This window comes from Paenibacillus lentus (genome assembly GCF_042714055.1).
GTDB lineage: Bacteria > Bacillota > Bacilli > Paenibacillales > Paenibacillaceae > Fontibacillus > Fontibacillus lentus_A.
Genome location: NZ_JBHGVC010000004.1, coordinates 629555 through 648961, shown reverse-complemented (window position 1 = coordinate 648961; position 19407 = coordinate 629555). Strand labels below are relative to the sequence as shown.

At 46.9% G+C, this 19407-nt stretch carries 15 protein-coding genes; all 15 read right to left on the bottom strand.

The genetic code is table 11. The annotated features are described in order from the left end of the window. Positions 1 to 560: 560 nt before the first annotated feature. Positions 561 to 1736, bottom strand: a complete 1176-nt coding sequence (locus tag ACE3MQ_RS12715; RefSeq protein ID WP_379393040.1) for an MFS transporter — start codon at positions 1734 to 1736, stop codon at positions 561 to 563. Positions 1737 to 1755: 19 nt separating this feature from the next. After that, positions 1756 to 3270 (bottom strand): ABC transporter substrate-binding protein, encoded by a 1515-nt coding sequence (locus tag ACE3MQ_RS12710; RefSeq protein ID WP_379393038.1) that lies wholly within the window; start codon positions 3268 to 3270, stop codon positions 1756 to 1758. Positions 3271 to 4023: 753 nt separating this feature from the next. Next, entirely contained in the window at positions 4024 to 4161 is a 138-nt protein-coding gene (locus ACE3MQ_RS12705; RefSeq protein WP_379393036.1) for a hypothetical protein, read from the bottom strand. Between the two features lie 269 nt (positions 4162 to 4430). Continuing rightward, positions 4431 to 6440 carry an NAD-dependent DNA ligase LigA gene (gene ligA / locus ACE3MQ_RS12700; RefSeq protein ID WP_379393034.1) on the bottom strand — a complete coding sequence of 670 codons (2010 nt, stop codon included), beginning with the start codon at positions 6438 to 6440 and terminating at the stop codon, positions 4431 to 4433. Between the two features lie 115 nt (positions 6441 to 6555). Further along, entirely contained in the window at positions 6556 to 8874 is a 2319-nt protein-coding gene (gene pcrA / locus ACE3MQ_RS12695) for a DNA helicase PcrA (protein WP_379393032.1), read from the bottom strand. 105 nt (positions 8875 to 8979) lie between these two features. Next, positions 8980 to 9669 carry a heptaprenylglyceryl phosphate synthase gene (gene pcrB, locus ACE3MQ_RS12690; protein WP_463140160.1) on the bottom strand — a complete coding sequence of 230 codons (690 nt, stop codon included), beginning with the start codon at positions 9667 to 9669 and terminating at the stop codon, positions 8980 to 8982. Positions 9670 to 9832: 163 nt separating this feature from the next. Then, positions 9833 to 10690 carry a phosphatidylinositol-specific phospholipase C/glycerophosphodiester phosphodiesterase family protein gene (locus ACE3MQ_RS12685; RefSeq protein ID WP_379393030.1) on the bottom strand — a complete coding sequence of 286 codons (858 nt, stop codon included), beginning with the start codon at positions 10688 to 10690 and terminating at the stop codon, positions 9833 to 9835. Positions 10691 to 10760: 70 nt separating this feature from the next. Then, on the bottom strand, positions 10761 to 12167 hold the full coding sequence (locus ACE3MQ_RS12680; protein ID WP_379393028.1) for an undecaprenyl-phosphate glucose phosphotransferase: 1407 nt from the start codon (positions 12165 to 12167) through the stop codon (positions 10761 to 10763). Then, the gene (locus ACE3MQ_RS12675) at positions 12164 to 13108 is read right to left on the bottom strand and encodes a glycosyltransferase family 2 protein (RefSeq protein WP_379393025.1); all 945 of its coding nucleotides are present in this window, start codon (positions 13106 to 13108) and stop codon (positions 12164 to 12166) included. The genes ACE3MQ_RS12680 and ACE3MQ_RS12675 overlap by 4 nt, the downstream gene beginning before the upstream one ends. Positions 13109 to 13278: 170 nt before the next feature. Further along, the gene (locus ACE3MQ_RS12670; protein ID WP_379393023.1) at positions 13279 to 14253 is read right to left on the bottom strand and encodes a glycosyltransferase family 2 protein; all 975 of its coding nucleotides are present in this window, start codon (positions 14251 to 14253) and stop codon (positions 13279 to 13281) included. A gap of 383 nt (positions 14254 to 14636) precedes the next feature. Next, positions 14637 to 15521, bottom strand: coding sequence for a dTDP-4-dehydrorhamnose reductase (gene rfbD, locus ACE3MQ_RS12665; RefSeq protein WP_379393021.1), 885 nt, complete (start codon positions 15519 to 15521; stop codon positions 14637 to 14639). Then, positions 15518 to 16540, bottom strand: coding sequence for a dTDP-glucose 4,6-dehydratase (gene rfbB, locus ACE3MQ_RS12660; RefSeq protein ID WP_379393019.1), 1023 nt, complete (start codon positions 16538 to 16540; stop codon positions 15518 to 15520). The genes rfbD and rfbB overlap by 4 nt, the downstream gene beginning before the upstream one ends. Before the next feature lie 13 nt (positions 16541 to 16553). After that, positions 16554 to 17102, bottom strand: a complete 549-nt coding sequence (rfbC, locus tag ACE3MQ_RS12655) for a dTDP-4-dehydrorhamnose 3,5-epimerase (protein ID WP_379393017.1) — start codon at positions 17100 to 17102, stop codon at positions 16554 to 16556. A 24-nt stretch (positions 17103 to 17126) separates the two neighbouring features. Further along, positions 17127 to 17870, bottom strand: coding sequence for a sugar phosphate nucleotidyltransferase (locus ACE3MQ_RS12650; protein WP_379393015.1), 744 nt, complete (start codon positions 17868 to 17870; stop codon positions 17127 to 17129). A gap of 190 nt (positions 17871 to 18060) precedes the next feature. After that, positions 18061 to 19401 carry a UDP-glucose dehydrogenase family protein gene (locus tag ACE3MQ_RS12645; protein ID WP_379393013.1) on the bottom strand — a complete coding sequence of 447 codons (1341 nt, stop codon included), beginning with the start codon at positions 19399 to 19401 and terminating at the stop codon, positions 18061 to 18063. Positions 19402 to 19407: the final 6 nt, after the last annotated feature.

Genomic DNA, 19407 nt, shown 5'->3' with positions numbered 1-19407 from the left:
TCCAATAAGGATCGGAAGGAATCTCTTACCCGAAGGTCATGAGGTATTCCATCCCATGTTTGACTTGCTCATTTTGAATCTGACGATTCATTGTTAAATCTTAAAATTAACGAGTTCCATTTGTTCAGTTTTCAAAGAACTTGCTTACTTCTGTTCAACTCATTTTAGCTGAATAAAATTTTGTTGAACAGTTAAATATAATAACAAATTTATGTGCTAATGTCAACTTTTTTCGAAACTAATTTATTCAGTTCGTTTCAAGCGACAAATAATAATTTACCACGATCGAAAACATAATGCAATATATTTTTTTAAAAATAATGCTGGTAAAAATCAACTGTATTAAAGACTCAATATAGAAGATGATCAATCAAAGTATATGTTATTAAGACCCTCATAGAGGATCTAATAGAAAAGATGCCTTAACGGATAAGAAATTATAGTATTTTGCAATTTTGCGTTTATAGCACAAAAGGTTAATCCTGTACTTGCGCACGAGGATTAACCTTTTGTTGAATTATTGTTTTATTTTTCGTAGTAAAAAAGTAGTCGAAGCCTCTTTAAGAGGCTTCTTTCTCTTTCCCCTTCAGTTCCGCATATTGTAGTGACGCAACAACGCAGCCGGCCAGTAATATAAATCCGGCCGCGATTCTCAGCGCGATATCATAATTCGCTGTCAAAGCTCCAATCCCAGAGGAGCCTGCAACAACGCCCAGAGAGAAGAAGGCATAAAACAGCCCGAATGCTCTTCCCTTGGACTCCGCGCTAACATTGTTCACCAATAAGGCATTCATAGAAGGAAATAATAAGGAGAATCCGAATCCATAGAAGCCCATCACGGCAAACATGGCCATCTGGTCATTAGAAAATGACAGCAGCAGCAGTGCAAGCATAATGACTGCCCCGCCGGAATACATCAGCGTCAGCGGCGATATGCGATCAAACCATCGGTTGCTTGGCAGGACGAACACGATGATAGCTACCACGCCAAACGTACTCAGCAATAACCCCGATATTTGCGCAGAAAAACCTAACTCGTCAACTTTCAGTGGTAAGGCATAGGTTAAAGCTCCCATCGCAAACATCAATGAAAATGCCCCGATATAGGATTGCACCACCGGCCTCTTGCGAAGAATAACCTCAAACCCCGTCATTGAATGGGGTGATGACGACTGAAGCTTCCGAGTGATCTGCTTCACTCTAGATGCTGGAACAGCAACCGCACTTAGCAGCGCGCCTAATGCCAGCAAAATCGAAGTGCCGATAAATAAGGGAGTGAGGCCGAGCTGGGCTTTCGTGATGCCTGCTACAGCCGGCCCAACAATCGCTGCTGCTCCGACAGCCGCCCCGGAGAGAGCCATCGCTCTTCCCGGCAGCTGTCCCGAAGCATAGTGCGAGACTAAAGTAAATGCGCTCGGCACTAAAAGCCCCCCAGTCAAACCATGGATAAAACGTACGATGATCAAGTGCAAAGGCTGAGTTACGAGGGGATATAGCAGCATAACACCAGCTGTCAAAACAAAGCCCAACAGCAAAATAGCCCTTGCCCCATAACGATCAATCCAATAGCCCGCTGCAATATTCCCAAACATATTGGTCAGTGAATATAATCCAACCGCTAGGCCGATCACGAATGATCCGGCTCCAAGGCTTTTGGCAAATGGTCCCATTACAGGTAGTTGTATAAATAAGTCCATAAAGCAAAGCATGACAATGCCATACAGTAATCGTTTCATAACCTATCCATCTATTCTTTTAGTCAGTAATAATGATAACCTCGCTATTACTGCTAGTGCTAGCACCCTCGCTACCAGCTGCATCTGTCGAGTTCTCCGATGAGCCCTCAGATGAATCGTCAGTCGTTCCATCGCTTGAGCCGCCCTTCGCTTCCTCTTCCTTCTTCTTCTCTTCCTGATCCTTAATGGCTTGATCCAGAGCAACTTGAGCTTCAGTCTCAATCTTGGCCAGGGCGTCGTCCAAGGACTTAGAGTTATCCTCTACTAGCTTCAATTCGGAATCGAGCAGAGGTTGGAATTTTTCATAGAATCCGTTAGGAATTTTTCTCATGCCCGAGTAATCGACCGGCAGCGGCTTCAGCTTATAATAAGCATCCAGGCTAATACCGTTGTATTCTTTCGTGTATCCCATCCGGGACAGCAATCCGTTGTTCAGACTTCTCGACTTAATTTTGGCAAATTGATCGCCATTCACAAATTTGATAAATTCCCATGCAGCATCGGTATTCGGTGAATTAGCAGCAATGGCGAACACTTCACTCACGTTGATGTTTCTGGATTTATCCGGCTCGGTAGACGACGCCGGCCCCGCCACGATACCTACCTCGAAAGGCTTATAATCCTTCAAAGCTTCAGAGGCGTCCTTTATATTCCGCAGAATATACGAATCGCCGGTCGTTATCGCCGCTCTTCCCATTACAAATGGTTGGCTCTGGTAGTACTCTTCCATCGATCCCCCTCTGAAGCCATTCTCCCCAGGGTTGTAAATCGTGTTCGATTTCATCGCATCGAGTGCGGTCTGGTATATTTTCTTCCAGGATTCAGTGTTTAAAGTAACCTTCATCGCATTCGTATCAATTTGTTCGATCCCTTCTGATGAAGAAATCATCGATGCAAGCTGCGTCAGACTAATTCCCCAGTTATTGTCGAAGCCATAAATTCGGGTCTTCTCGTCTCCCTCGGTAGGGAATTGCTTGGCCAACTCAAGAATATCGTACCAGCTCATGCCATCACGCGGCAGTTCAACACCATGCTTGGCAAACAGATCCGCATTGTACAAAATAGCCGATCCATAGAAATTCGGAGTCAGACCATATAATTTATTATCCCCCCGCTCCTTCAAAAGTTCAATCAGTGCAGGGTAGATCGTTTCGATATCGTACTTATCCCGCTCAATCAGCGTATCTAGCTCCCGGACTTTGCCTTCCGAAATATAAGTCCCCAGCTGATCTATGCTTACCATGAGGACGTCCGGTTGTTCCTTCTCGATGAAATCCTTGAAAGCCTTATCGTAATCCGTGTCCGGCCCCAAATCTCTGTAGATATTATTCGTAGTAACGACCTCAATCTCAATGTTAGGATGCTGCATGGCAAACAGATCGCCATATTGTTGGAAAAAATAACTTTCATCCCAGAACATCACTCTCAAACTTTGCGTCTCTGCTTCTTTGGCGCCAGGGTTGCTCGTACATCCTGCTACCAGCACGAGGCACATGATAAAGAATAGCGCCTTTCTCATTCCTTTAATAGACATCTTTACCTCCAAAATTTGTATTTTCACTAATTCACCATTATAAACGTATTTCATGGCGACATGGTTACATTTTGGAAGCATTTTTCCGTTTAAAAAATCTATGCTGTGATTTTACGCTTAAAAATCTGCCTAAATTTATAGTAATCCGCCATTAATTTCAGGGTAAATCAATGCTAGCGTTAGCTGGATTAGCAGTGATTAACCAGGTTGCTAACTTCAACTTGGGTTGCATTTTCATAGCTGGTCTCTCTAGGTTCCACTGCTTCGCTAACTTTAACTGGATTTCATGCATTTATTTCTGAACTATGTAGGCAATTTTTGCAAAATAACTGTATTTTGTGTATTTAAAACGGACTATCAGCCCTCTCATTTCGTTATCCTCCATTTCTAAATACATAAAATACATCTAGGTTACATGTAAAGGGATATGTCGCATAGTTTAAATACAACAAATACAGTTAGTATGTACCATTTTACGGTATGCGGTATTTGCGGCATTTACGGTAGGCATTTACGGTAATTGGCCATATCTATTGTTTCCCCAAACTGTATGCTATGCTGACCAGTATCCGCCCGTATCCATTTAAATCCAGCAAATCCACAAATATTAAGCCACCTTTTCCCAATCAAACCAATCACCCCCTATTTTGGACCGTATGCCCACTATAATGTACGCTTTAAACATGCAGCGAATCAAATTAGTGCTCCTGGAACCAAACTTAGTACCTCTAACCCATCAACTATCAAAGCTTACTATTTATAAAAAATGCCCCCCAGCGAGCTTCTGCTTGCCGAGAGGGCATCCGGGACATCCATACGTGAGGTATCCATCCGTTGGACATCCATACGAGGGACATCCATACGTGGGGCATCCATACGTGGGGCATCCATACGAGGGGCTCCTCGGAGTACTGTTGTTACAGTATGCACAATATTCGTTTACCGTGTATATAACTTGACTATGCCGATTAATTAACAGCTCCATGCCAGCACACCTTTAAGTTCAATCAGCTATTAGACCAATATGTGTTCATTCTATAACTCTTGGTTCAGCAGCCTATTCTACAACAGATATTTCTTCCCCAACTGATTTTATCAAAACTTCAACAAGCCGCTGCTCGCCAAGGGTATCCTCCTTGATGGAATTTAACATATACAAATTACTCGTTCAGCAAGCGAATGAGCTCATTCTCGTCCTCGATAACCGGGATACCAAGCTCCTTGGCCTTGGCCAGCTTGCTGCCCGCCTTCTCTCCGGCGATAACGAGATCGGTCTTCTTCGATACGCTTCCCGTCACCTTGGCACCAAGCTCCTCAAGACGCTCCGTTGCTTCATCCCGGGTAAGCTGATGCAGCGTTCCGGTGAGTACCACCGTCTTCCCCGTGAAGAAGGAATCCTTCACCTCGGCACGTTCTTCCGGCGCCTTTGCCTCGACTCCAAGCTCTAGCATCTTATGGATGCCCGCCTGCATGAATGGGTCAGCGAAGAACGTAACGATGCTCTCCGCCACGATGCCACCGATATCCGGCAATTGCATGAGTTCTTCCTCTGTCGCCGCCATAATCGCACTTAAATCACGGTAGTGATCAGCCAGCACCTTCGTCGTCGATTTACCGGTATTCGGAATACCCAATGCATACAGAAACGACGCCAAATCCCGACCTTTGCTCTTATGAATTGCATCAAGCAGGTTATTGGCTTTCTTCTCGCCAAAGCGCTCCAGCTTAATCAATTGATCAAACTCGATTGTATATAGATCGGCTGGCTCGTGGACATCCAGCTCCTCAAACAGCTGCTCCGCCGTCTTATCGCTTAACGTCTCGATATCCATAGCATCGCGGGAAGCAAAGTGGGTGATGCGGGTCACGATTTGCGGCTTGCAATCAAATCGATTGTTGCAGAATAGATGGGCTCCTCGCTGCTCCAGCGGGAAGCCGCAGGCCGGGCAAGTATCCGGGAACACGATTTCTCCGCCGTCCTGCTCCTCGGTTACTTTTCCGAGAATTTCCGGGATGACATCATTCGAGCGACGGATAAACACACGCGTTCCGAGGGCAAATTTCAAGTTTTTGCGTTCGATATCGCCGGCGTTATTCAGCGTGCAGTTCTGCACCGTTACGCCCGCAAGCTCGACAGGCTCGACTTTGGCGAGCGGTGTAATTTTTCCGGTACGCCCTACGTTCCAGGACACCGATTCCAGAATGGTCGTTGTCTCCTCGGCCTCGAATTTATAAGCGATCGCCCATCTTGGGAATTTATCGGTGTAGCCCAGGACCTCGCGGGTTCTCATATCAGTGACCTTAACAACAGCCCCATCGATCAAATAATCGAGCGAAGCCCGGCGTTCTTGAATTTGCTCCAGCGCCTTCATGACCAGAGTGAAATCGTCAAAGTATTCAACGTACGAATTCACTTTAAATCGATTGTCCTTCAGGAAGGTCATCATTTCGCGATGATCGGCAAATTGGATGTTATCGGAGTAGCCGACATTATAAAAATACGCGCTTAGCTTACGCTCCGCCGTCGTTCGCGGATTCAAATTCCGCAGCGCACCTGCGGCGGCATTGCGGGCATTTTTGAGCGGCTCGACAGCAGTCTCGTTGTATTTGGCAAGGATGGACAAATTCATGATGCCCTCTCCCTGAACCTCAATCGTTCCTTCGCGATAGGGAATCGTCAGCGGTACCGATTGGATTGTCTTGACCTGGGCCAGAATCCCCTCGCCGACAACGCCGTTCCCCCGGGTTGAGGCTTGGACGAGCTTGCCGTCCGTATAAGTCAGGTTCAGCGTCAGCCCGTCAAATTTAAGCTCGACGACATAGGTAGGCGCGGGAAGCGGTTTATCGGGATTTTTACTGTTATAATCACCGATCAGACGAACTACCCGATTGTTCCAGTTGACCAGATGCTCTTCCGTTTGCGCTTTATCCAAACTCCAGAGCGGCGCTAAATGCCGATGCGGCTCGAAGCCTTTCAGCAATTCCCCGCCGACCCGTCCTGTCGGGGAATCGGGCAGGATGATGCCTGTCTCCGTTTCCAGCGCAGTCAATTGATCGTACAAGGCGTCATATTCCTTGTCGCTCACCAGAGGCTCATCCAAGGTGTAGTAATGATAATTGTATTGATTCAATTGTTCGACGAGCCGTTCCATCGTTTGCATCGCATCCATATACGGACAACCCTCCTAAACATTATATGTATCGAAGTCGGAAGAGACCGGATCCATGTTGCCCGGCCCCCTCCGTCTCTCGCTTACTGCTATCATCTTCCATCCGAGGCAGCAGTTACTCTTCCTCTACCTTCGTGATTGGCGCGAAACCGGCCAGCAGGCGCTTCACCCCTACCGGAGCAGGAAAAGCAATCTGCAGCTCCATATCATTCCCCGTGCCTTTAACGGCTACTACAGTTCCTATGCCCCACTTACCGTGCGACACTTTGTCGCCAGCATTAAAGTCGCCAGAGTTTGAAGGCTTGACGGCCGAAGCTCCCGACACGCCGGTAGATACGGTTACACCGCTGGATGCCGTGGAAGCTGACCTTGTCCCCTGTGCGGACGGCCGATTGCCAAAGTTGCCGCCCGTGCCCGCTCCAAAGCCGCGTCCGCTATAGGCACCGCCAATCCCTGCGCCGCGGCGATAACGATCGCGGGCAATTTCGGTGTCCTCTTTAAGTTCGTCCGGAATTTCCTCCAGGAACCGGGACGGCGCATTCGCTGACGTCCGGCCAAAGAGCGTCCGCATTTGCGCACAGGTCAGGAACAGCCGCTCCTCCGCTCGGGTAATGCCTACATAAGCGAGACGCCGCTCCTCTTCGAGCTCTTCATTATCCATGAACGCACGGCTGTGCGGGAAGACCCCTTCCTCCATGCCGATAATGAAGACGACAGGGAACTCCAGTCCCTTGGCGCTATGCATCGTCATCAAAACGACCGCATCTCCCGACTGCTCCTCTTCCTCATCGTTCATCGTGTCTATATCAGCAATCAACGCAAGATCCGTTAGAAACGAAACCAGCGTCTTATCTTCGTTATTCTTCTCAAACTCCATCGTCACGGAGAGGAACTCATCGATATTCTCAAGCCGGGAACGCGACTCGAGCGTATTCTCATTTTGCAGCTCCAAACGGTACTGCGACATTTCCAGTACTTTTTCCGTCAATTCGGTAACGGACAAGTATTCGACCATTTGATGCAGCGCCGAAATCATATCGTAGAACTCGACGAGCGCATTCCGCGTCCGGCCGGCAAAGCCTAGGTCATCTACCGTATAGAGCAGACGAAAGATCGATATTCCCCGCTCGGCTGCCGCTGCCGCCAGCTTGGCCAGCGTCGTGTCTCCTATGCCTCTTTTGGGAACATTAATGATCCGCGTAAGGCTGATATCGTCATCAGGGTTGGAGAGGAGCCGCAAATAAGCGAGCAAATCCTTAATCTCTTTGCGGTCGTAGAACTTGATCCCGCCCACAATCTGGTAAGGAATATCGGATTTGATCAGCGTTTCCTCGATGACCCGGGACTGCGCGTTCGTCCGGTACAAAATCGCATGATCGCGATAGCTTCTGCCTCTTTTTATACTATTATGAATTTCTGACGTTACAAAATAACCCTCGTCATGCTCAGAGCCTGCGCGGTATACTTTGATTTTGTCGCCGTCGCCCTTATCCGTCCATAGATTTTTGGGCTTGCGGCCCGTATTCCGGCCGATGACGGCATTCGCCGCATTCAGGATCGTCGAGGTGGAGCGATAGTTCTGCTCGAGGAGAATCGTCGTTGCCTCGGGATAGTCCTGCTCGAAGTTGAGAATGTTAGTAATATCGGCTCCCCGCCAGCGATAAATCGACTGATCGCTATCGCCGACGACACAAATGCGATGATGCTTGTTGGCCAGCAGCTTGCATAGCATGTATTGAGCACGGTTGGTATCCTGATATTCATCGACATGAACGTAAGAAAACTTCTTCTGATAAAATTCGAGCACTTCAGGAACTTCCTTGAACAGCTCAATCGTCTTCATGATCAGATCATCGAAATCCAGGGAGTTGTTCTGGCGAAGCCGCTTTTGGTACATCGTGTACACTTTGGCAACGAGCCCTTCGAAATAGTCCCCCACTTTTTGCTCATATTTCTGAGGGGTAATCAACTCGTTCTTCGCGGTGCTAATCATCGCCTGAACCGCCTTCGGCTCAAATTTTTTCGTATCAATATTGAGCTCCTTCATGCAATTGCGGATGACGGACAGCTGATCTGTCGAATCCAGAATCGAAAAGCTCGAGGAAAAGCCGATTCGTTCAATATCCCGGCGCAAAATACGGACGCACATCGAGTGAAAGGTCGAGACCCAAATGTCCCTTCCTTCTTGTCCGACGAGTTGGGATACGCGTTCCTGCATTTCCCGGGCCGCCTTATTGGTAAAAGTAATCGCAAGTATCGCCCATGGCGGTGCTTTGCGGGTAGCTATGAGATAAGCGATGCGATGCGTCAGCACCCGCGTCTTGCCGCTGCCGGCCCCCGCCATAATGAGCAGCGGGCCCTCCGTGGTCTCCACCGCTCGGCGCTGCTCCGGATTCAGCCTAGTTATAGCTTGTTGTATATTTACAGGTTGCATAGAGATACTCCTTTCCATCAATTCAAAACGCCACTACCAATGCAGTTTAGCTCCAGCTTTGGTTCCAGATCAGAATCCAGCTTGCCCAAGCTCTTTCTGCTCACCCTAGCTCTTCACTGCGGCCACCGTAGACAGCGCCTGCTTCAGATCGCTGTACAGCGCATTGCCCACGATAATCGTATCACAAGCCGCAGCCGCAAGCCGAGCCGTGTCGGCATCCTTGATGCCTCCGCCATAGAACAGCCGCGAATCGCCTAGTGAGCGATGCACTGCAGATACCAGTTCGAAATCGCCAAGCATGCCGCTATATTCTAAATAAATGATCGGCAGATGCAGCAGCTTGTCGGCAATCTGCGCGTAGGCAGCGGCCTCGGATTCCTCGAGAGAAGCATTCGCTTCGGATATAGCCGCCGCGGTACAGTCGGGGTTCAAAATGATATAGCCCTCAGGAATCAACTGCTCCCAAGGGATTAAATAACTATATTTATGGGCGGCTCGCGCATGATGGCCGATCAGCCAGTCGGGATGCTTCGTGTTCAGCACCATCGGAATCATGTATAGGTCAAAGCCCGGAACGACTGCCTCCAGGTCGGAAACTTCCAATACGCAAAGAACCTCGAACTGGCGGACACGCGATAGAAGCTCGACCGTGTTATCATAAGTGACGCCACTCGAGCCCCCCACCATGACAGCGTCCGTACCGGACAGGCAAATGGCCTCCAGGGCAGCATCATCCAGAGTGCGATCGGGGTCTATTTTGAACACATGCCGCCAAGACGATATCGTTTGCTTCAATTCCATTCCTCCCACATCGGCACGAAAAACGGGGCCTGCCACACGCCCCGCCAACTTGAAATCTCATTATCCATGATGCCTTTTTAATGGTGATAAAATCATTTCATTCCTAGTCTAAGTGACGAAGGATACCGTGTCAATGTTCGCATTTTAGGGGAACAGATCAACGGGAAGCCTCGGCGTCATTTCCGGCCAGAAAGTCGCTGTAAAAGCCGTAAACGCCCATCTTCATATAATCGGACACAAGCTTTTTATCATTAATCGTATGAACATACGTCGGAATACCCGCCTTCTGCAAGGATTTGACGAGCTTCTTGTTGACTCGGCCCTCGGACATGGTCACTGCGGCGATTCCGTTGCTCCGCGCAAAGTCAATGACCTGCCGGTCGCTGTCCTGCGATTGATAGAGCGTATATATAATGGAATCAAAAGGGTAATGCTTCTCAATTTGCGCCAGCATCGGCTGGCTGTAAATTTGCGGCACGATGCGTTCAAGCAGCTTCGGATCCTTGTGCTTCGTAAGATCTACGATTTTGCCAAAAATGCTGTCGATCTCCTCCGGCTTAATCTGCTTCGTATCCGTCACGATGTAGATGTCCGGATATTCCGCTAACAGCTCCACGATATCGTCCCATAATAGCGGCTCGTACTGCCCGTCCACTTTGACCTGTTTAAATTCGGCCGCCGTCCATACCGCACCGTGCCGATCCTCACCGAGTTCATTTTGCTGGCGAAGCATATTCGTAAAGAACTCTCCCCATTCATGGCGAGCGATCAATTCATCATCCTTGCTAAGCAGCAAGTCCACTTCGAACACACGGGTACCCTTCTCATAATTAGCAATAAAGGCATCGCGCGTGTTCGTGTAGGTCATGTCCTCAATGCCGCCCATCGCATGAGCAATAATGCGGTAAGCCTTAAAGCCTGTAAATGATTGCTCCGGCGGCTTGATCAGTATCACAAATAGTATGATACCTATGGCACAGACGGCCAGCAGGCTGTATAACAGCTTCTTTCTCATGTCTAACAACATCCTTCGTTTCTACGGAAATTTCTAAGCAGTCGTTCGCAAGATGAAGCTCAAACAACCTCTAGTAAGCGTTTTTGTTCACGAATCCGTGGATGATCGTGCGCAGAATAATTTTAATATCCAGCAGCATAGACCAATTCTCGATATAAAAAATATCATGCTGGATCCGCTCCTCGATCGACGTGTCCCCGCGCAGGCCATGCGTTTGGGCCCATCCGGTAATTCCCGGGCGAACATGGTGCTTCACCATGTATTTCGGCACTTCCTCCCGGAACTGCTCCACAAAGTAGGGACGCTCCGGACGAGGACCCACGACACTCATCTGCCCGGCGAGCACATTGAAAAATTGCGGCAGCTCATCGATGCTCGTCTTGCGGAGAAACGCCCCAAACTTCGTCCGGCGGGGATCGTTCTCGGTCGTCCAGCCCGTATCGACGGCTCCTTCAGGCAGCACGTTCATCGAGCGGAATTTATACATTTGAAAGGTGCGGCGGTTCAGACCCATTCGTTCCTGCTTGAATATAACGGGCCCCGGCGAGGTCAGCTTGATCCCGATCACGACAAACAGCATCACCGGTAAAGTTATAATAATCGCAGCTATGGAAAAAACAATGTCAAAAGCTCGCTTCACCAGGCGGTTTCCCGCCATATCGAGCGGAATGTCGCGCACATTGATCATCGGCATGCCAGCGAAATTGTCGAAATACGGCCGAGCCGGCAGGTAATCGAAAAAATCGGGAATGATCAGCGTGCGTACGCCCGCTTTTTCGCAGCAGGCGATGATTTTAGCATAACGAGAATGCGCGTCCAGCGGCAGGGCCAGCACGACTTCATCAACGAGCTTGCTCTCCAATATCTCTTCCAATTGATCGACCGAACCAAGAATGGGGCTGTATTTGCGTTTCTCAGCGGCATCCCACTGCTGGTAGTCATCGAGAAATCCGATAATCTCATATCCGAGTTCCGGATATTGCCTTAAGTTATCGTGGAATTTGCGGCCGAGCGAGCCGGCTCCGATAATGAGGACGAACTGCTTGTTATAGCCTTTTCTGCGCAGCTGTTTCAGCGATCTTTTTAAAAAGTAACGGTACAGCATGATTAACAGCAGATTAAAGCCCATATAAATAGCCAGGTAGTACCTCGAAATGTCGACCTGCTTTACGAAGAACATCAAGCTGAGCAGGATGACGAGGCTCGTAAAATGCACCTGAATGATCTTGAGCACTTCATCGGCGAACCTCTTCTTGCGCTTGGGCGAATAGAAGGAAACGAGAATGCCGACCAGGATGGATACGGCGCCATAAACCAGACTCCAGAACGCATAAATCTCTATGGGAAGAGGATGCTCATAAGGAATCAGGCCGCTCTCGAATTTCAGCCACCAGGCCAGAAGGAAAGCGAGCTGAATGAACGCGAAATCCGTCAAAATATACAGTTGGGTCAGGAAACGTTGATTTTTCCGTATCATCGTCTCACCTCCATATTGCTGTTGGTTCCTTGCGGCGTTTGGGATGAACCCGGGGCTGGTACCGAGCGGGTCGCCGGTTTGCCCGGCTTTAATTTATTGCTGATCAAGGACAGCATGAACTTTACCGCGATCCCGCAGTAGATCGCTCCGTTCGTCAGCCACGAATATTGGCGCTTGTAATGCTTGCGGTGAAATACCCACATCGCCCGGTGGAACTCATAGATAATCTTGAAGGGCTTACGGCGGCTGCTTGCTCCCTTATAGTGAACAATGTATGTAGCCGGCTCGTAGTGAATGCCCCAGCCCGCTTCCTTAATGCGATAACACCAATCGACATCTTCGCCATACATAAAAAAAGTCTCGTCCAGGCCGCCGATCTGCTCGATCACCTCTCGCCGAACCAGCATAAAGGCCCCCATCAGGCAGTCGACCGGATAAGCTTCGTTTGGATCAAGATAGCCCAGTTGGTATTGGTTGAAGCGCGGCGTGTTCGGAAACAGCCGGGAGAAGCCGAAGGCATAGTAAAACGATGCCGAGGGCGTCGGAAAGCCCCGCCGGCAGGCTTTGTCCAGCGAGCCATCGGGAAGGATGATTTTGCAGCCCGCCGCACCGAGGTCAGGCCTGTTGTCCATAAGAGATACCATCGTCTGCAGCGTATCCGGCTGAACGATCGTATCGGAGTTAAGCAGCAGCACATAGCGCCCCTTGGCGATCTCCATCCCCTGGTTGTTCGCTTTGGCGAAGCCCGTGTTCTCATGGTTGGCTATAAGCTGAACCTGCGGGAACTCGCGCGAAATTGCCTCTACGGAATCGTCCGCAGAAGCGTTGTCGACCACAAAAACCTCATATTGATAAGCCGTCTCGGAGTCGAATACCGACTGCAGGCAATCGAGCGTTAAACGGCAGGTATTGTAATTTACGATGATGATGCTTAAATCCATTATAAAACGCGCCCCTGACAAAATTAGTAATCTATCGACATTATAACATAGGTGGGGTACTGCTACTGAAAATTTAATAGAGTTTGCTTACTTCTTTTGGGTAAACGAATTCCATTCCGATAGCAAAAAGACAGAAACCGAGTTTAGATGGTTCTGTCTAGGTAGAAGCGTTATCGCCGTTGTTTGTTCCAGATTGCTTGTCGTTTCTCTTTAAGTGAGGGAAGCTGGTGCCAAAAGCTTTTCCATGCACCTAATACTTTCGGTTCTCTGAGAAGGATGTAGCCGTGAGTTAACAGTTCATAGATGAAAAGTTTGGGAAGCTGTCTTAGCCAGCCGTACCCGTTTAAGTTCTTATAGATCATTTTATAGCGATTGATATAGGACATTCTGCGAATGAAAATAGGCTGCTCCCTGCGGCCTCCTTTTTTCCAGCCACGTTCATGTGTTCCGACCGCCTCCGAACAATAATAAGCCTTCCAGCCAAGCTGCTGAGCCCGCCAGGCCACATCCACATCTTCTTTATAAGCGAAGAAATCCTCGTCAAAAAACTCCCCTTGGATAGTAATATCCTTGATCATTGTTCGGGCATATACAGCTGCCGCCCCTGATACGCCAAACACTTCACCGGATTTGCGCCACTGCTCAGCCGCTTCTCCCGCCCCACGGTCAAATGCGCGCCAAATCCCGTTCATGACGATTCCGGTACTGTCGACGATATCTGGCATGGTTTTCAGAAGGAGCAGCCCCGTGGCACTGCCAATTTTCGGGTTTTGGTGCATACAATCCACAAGGCGCTCGACATAATTCGGCTGAAGCTGTACATCCGGATTTAGTACTAGAACGTAGTCGGTGTCCGTAAGCTGTATAGCCTGGTTATGTGCCGGGGCAAATCCCGTGTTCTCTTGATTAGGAACTAGTAAAATTTGAGTTTTTGTACCGCTGTGGCTGGTGATGCTAGAATTGCTAACATTGCTAGCTTGCTCAATAAATGAATTGACGCGATCGACCGTGTCATCTGATGAGGCATTGTCTATAATAACCACCTGCTGAATCCCGTAGGTCTGCTGCATAACGGCATCCAGACATTCCTCAATGTCTTCCGCACTGTTATAGGTGACGATATGTACGCTAACGGTAGGTAACATAGGCTAGATCCTTTTCTGAAATAATCATATTATTAGAAAAGAGCACCGCTAAAGTCCGAGTGCTCTCTACGATTTATATCCTTATTCGGATTAGATTTGTACATGCTCTTCTAATCTTGCAATCCGACGAAAAATTTCGTTCAAATCAGCTTCCATTCCGGTGATATGCCGACGTAGCGAGTATGAGTCGTCGCGGTATTCTTCCAATCGAACTGACAATTTATCCAGCTTGTGCTAGATGGCGTTGATTTTTGCTGTCTGTTCTGCAGCCATCTGAATAAGCTATGCGAGTAATTCCTGCTGTTGTTGAAATACTTTTTCGATTTCCATCTCAACAACTCACCTCTAATACATCTCATTATAACAAACCGAACTAGTGGCTGCTACACTATTTTGTCGTTATTACTCGCTGCAAGCTCCCTCAAAAATGATCGTAAACCTTCCCTCCATGGACGGAGATCCTTGAGTCCGTTCGTTCGTATTGCCAAGTGTTCCATGACCGAGTTGCGAGGCCTTGGAGCAGGCCGGGGAAAATCCTTTGTGGTACAAGACTCTACACGAACCCGGTAAGCTTCACCCAAAATACTCTTTGCTTCAGCAAATATTGCTTCGGCAAATTCAAACCAGGTACATTCTCCAGAATTGGAGGCATGGTAGACTCCGTACTTTTCCGTTTGGATGAGTTCCAGTAGAAACTCAGCTAAATCAACCGTGTATGTTGGAGATCCTTTCTGATCATGCACCACTTTTAGCTCGGATTTCTCCTGGCCTAACTTCAGCATTGTTTTCACAAAATTATGACCATTCAGTCCATATACCCAAGAGGTTCGTACGATGAAAAAAGCGGGCGACAAGCTCTGCACCAGCATTTCGCCAGCCCGCTTTGATTTGCCATAAATGGTTTGCGGATTCGTATTATCATATTCATGATACGGCGCCTCCGACTCTCCATCAAATACATAATCCGTACTGATATAACAGAACTTCGCACCTATGCTCTGAGTAGCCACCACCATGTTTCTAGTTCCGGAAGCGTTAACCGCATACGCCCTATCTATGTCGCTCTCTGCTTGATCCACAGCCGTGTAAGCTGCACAATGAATGACCGCATCTGGCTTGAATTCCTGCATACGCTCCACACACATTTGGGAGTCAGTAATATCCAATGTGTCTCGATCACAAGCGAGCACAATGTGTCCTGCTTTTTGAAATACATATGCAACATCCTGCCCTAGCTGGCCACTGGCTCCGGTAATAAGAATCCTCATGCACGCTCACCGAGGCGATCGCCATACTGCTTGGCATAGTACTCCTGGTATGCACCGGATTGGATGCGAGTCCACCACTCTTTATTTTGCAAATACCACTCAATTGTTTCCTTGATACCTGTCTCAAAGTTATGTTTTGGCTTCCAGCTCAACTCGCTCATGATTTTGGTCGGATCAATGCCATAACGCCGGTCATGTCCTGGACGGTCTTTAACGAAAGTAATTAGTGACTCCGGCTTACCGAGCTGTTCCAGGATGGTCTGAACAATCTGCAAGTTCGTCCGCTCATTATTTCCGCCGATATTATATACCTCGCCATTTCGTCCTTTATGGATAACAAGATCAATTGCACTACAATGATCCTCGACGTATAACCAGTCCCGTACGTTCAATCCATCTCCATAGATCGGCAGCGGTTCATCAGCCAAAGCTCTGGAGATCATGAGGGGGATCAGCTTCTCCGGGAATTGATATGGGCCGTAGTTGTTGGAGCAACGTGTAATATTTACAGGGAGACCAAATGTCTCATGGTAAGCACGAACGAGTAGGTCGCCACCTGCTTTACTTGCAGAGTAAGGACTATTGGGTTCTAGCGGAGTTGTTTCCTTAAACAGCCCGGTCTCTCCGAGCGTTCCATACACCTCATCCGTAGAAACTTGAACAAATTTGCTGATCTCATATTTACGTGCGATATCCAGCAGAACCTGCGTGCCCAGCACATTTGTCTTCACGAACACGTCCGGCTCCAGAATGCTTCGATCCACATGGGATTCAGCCGCAAAATTCACAATGATGTCAACGCCCTGACTGACAAGGCCATCCATTGCTTTAGCGTCTGTAATATCGGCTTTCACAAAAGTATGCTTAGAGTTATTCTCCACCGATTTTAAATTTTCTAAATTGCCTGCGTACGTAAGGGAATCTACATTAATAATTTCATACTCCGGGTACTGCTGTAGCATATATAGCACAAAATTGCTGCCGATAAATCCGGCACCACCTGTAACCAGCAACTTCATGAAAAGAGACCTCCTAGTCAAAGTTCATTTCTGCATCCACAAATGTCGGGTGATTCCGATCTTTGTCAGAAAGCAAAGGTTCGCTAACCGGCCAGTCAATGTTCAATGCCGGGTCATTCCATAATATGCCGCGGTCGTGCTCCGGGGAATAGTATTCATCCACTTTATACAGTACCTGTGTGTTCGGCACCAAGGTACAGAACCCATGAGCAAAGCCTTTAGGAACCAATAATTGGCGCTTATTATACTCGCTAAGGATAACCCCAATCCACTGGCCGTAGGTTGGAGAGTTACGACGAATATCCAGAATTACATCGTAAATGGCTCCAGAAAGTACACGAATAAGTTTGGTCTGCGCTTTAGGATTAAGTTGGTAGTGCAGGCCACGCAAGACACCAGGCTCTGCGGAAAGGGAGTGATTATCTTGGATAAAGTTATAACTCACCCCGAGCTGCTTCATAATCTTTTCATTGTAGCTCTCCATAAAAAAACCCCGGTGATCGCCATGTACCACCGGTTCTAAAAGAAAAGCATCTGCCATTTTTAAAGGAGTCAAATTCATAGTTAATGCTCCTCCTTGTTTTATCTATAACTTTAGTTTACCAAACGATTCGTCAAACTTCAGATCCCGCGCAAGTTCATTAGCGCGAGCTAGTGAAGCATGTGTTCCAGCATCTGTCCACCAACCTTGGAGTACATCGAAAGTAAGCTCTCCTCGTTTAATATATGCATTATTGACGTCAGTGATTTCCAATTCACCTCGAGCGGAGGGCTTAAGTGTCTTAATTATATCAAATACCTTATGATCAAACATATATATGCCGGTAACCGCGTAATTCGATTTAGGCAGCTGTGGCTTCTCTTCGATAGACAAGATCCGGTTGCCATGCAGTTCAGGAACACCGAATCTTGAAGGATCAGATACCTCTTGAATGAGAATTTTTGCACCAATCTGTTGATTACGGAAGTTGGCGACAAAAGGAGTGATATCATCAGCAAAAACATTATCTCCCAAGATGACAATCATCTGATCGTCCCCTACAAATTGTTCAGCCAAATCAAGCGCCTGAGCAATCCCCCCTGCTTCATCCTGAACTTTATAGGTAAAGGTGACACCCATTTCGCTGCCGCTTCCAAGAAGGTTCACTACGTCTCCCATATGATCTTTGCCTGTTACGATAAGGATATCCGTAAGCCCCGCTTGTTTGAGCTTATATATAGGATGAAAAATCATTGGATATTTGCCAACTGGAAGGAGATGTTTGTTGGTAACTTTGGTTAAAGGGTAAAGGCGGGAACCTGTCCCGCCTGCCAGGATTATTGCTTTCATGAATACACCTCTTAAATTTCGCCATTATTAATAAGTCTTATTGTTCACATTTATAAGGATAACCCCATTTGTTAATGTGCCAAACACAAAAATTCCTATTAATGAGATAACATGATTAACAATAGAGTAATATAAAAACGTCATTTTCATTCTATCTTTGAATCAAAATGACGCTTCATATTTTTATATATTAAAGCCTTTCCAGAACTTTTAAGTTGTTTACTGGGGTTTCTCTTCCGATACTTCTATAAACAATGTTTAATTTTGAAGCTTCTAGAGGATTGAAGCAGTTTCTTCCGTCAATGATTACAGGCTGCTTAAGATACTTTTTGTAATTATCCAGTCCGAAGGAAACAATTTCCTCCCACTCTGTAACAATCATTGCCGCGTCGCACTCAAAAACTGCTTCTTGCAGAGTAACACAATAATATAGTTTATCTCCAAGTTCCTGTTTAACAGCTTCCATAGCCACAGGATCATATACTTTTATTGTTATTTTAGGATATTTTATTAACAATTCTGAAATTATTTTAATAGATGGTGCTTCTCTTATATCATTAGTATTAGGCTTAAAGCTGAGTCCTAATATTGCTATGCTTTTATAGTTCAGATCCTGAAGTTCGTCTTCTAATTTATTGATTAACGTCCTATAACGATACTCATTAACATTAATAACCTCTTGAAGCAATTTAAATTCGTGTCCGAGATTCTCTGCTGTTTTAACGAGCCCAATTGTATCCTTAGGAAAACACGCCCCGCCAAAACCAATTCCCGCCTTTAAAAACTTCCTGCCAATACGAGAATCAGATCCAATCCCAGCTGCAATTTCAGAAATATCCGCTCCTACTAATTCTGCAATATTCGCTATCTCGTTAATAAACGAGATTTTCATAGCTAGGAATGAATTTGCAGCATATTTAATTAATTCTGCGCTTCGAATGTCAGTCACCTGAATATTGGTGTTCAAAGGCTCATGAAGATTAACAAGTAAATTCTTAGCAACATCTGAATCCACACCAATTACTATGCGATCTGTATGAAAAAAATCTTCTATAGCCGATCCTTCCTTCAAAAATTCAGGAACTGAAGCCATATCAAAACTGATAGTTTTGTCAACTAGATTATTACTAATAATTTCTCTTACTTTATCAGCCGTTCCCACAGGGACTGTACTCTTATTAACTATTACTTTATACCCATTCATACAGGAACCTATTTGCCTTGCCACTGTGTGAACATAAGACAAATCAACATCCCCGTCAGGTAATGAAGGAGTCCCTACAGCAATAATAATTATCTCTGATGCCTTGATTGCCTCTATAATATCCGTAGTAAATTGTAATCTACCGGCAACACGGTTTCTTGAGACAATCTCATCGACTCCTGGTTCATATATGGGCATTATACCCAAATTTAATTGTTCAATTTTTTGTGCTTCAATATCAACACAAATTACATCGTTACCCATCTCAGCAAAGCAAACTCCCGAGGTTAATCCAACGTATCCTGTACCAATTACAGCCAATTTCATTTCAGT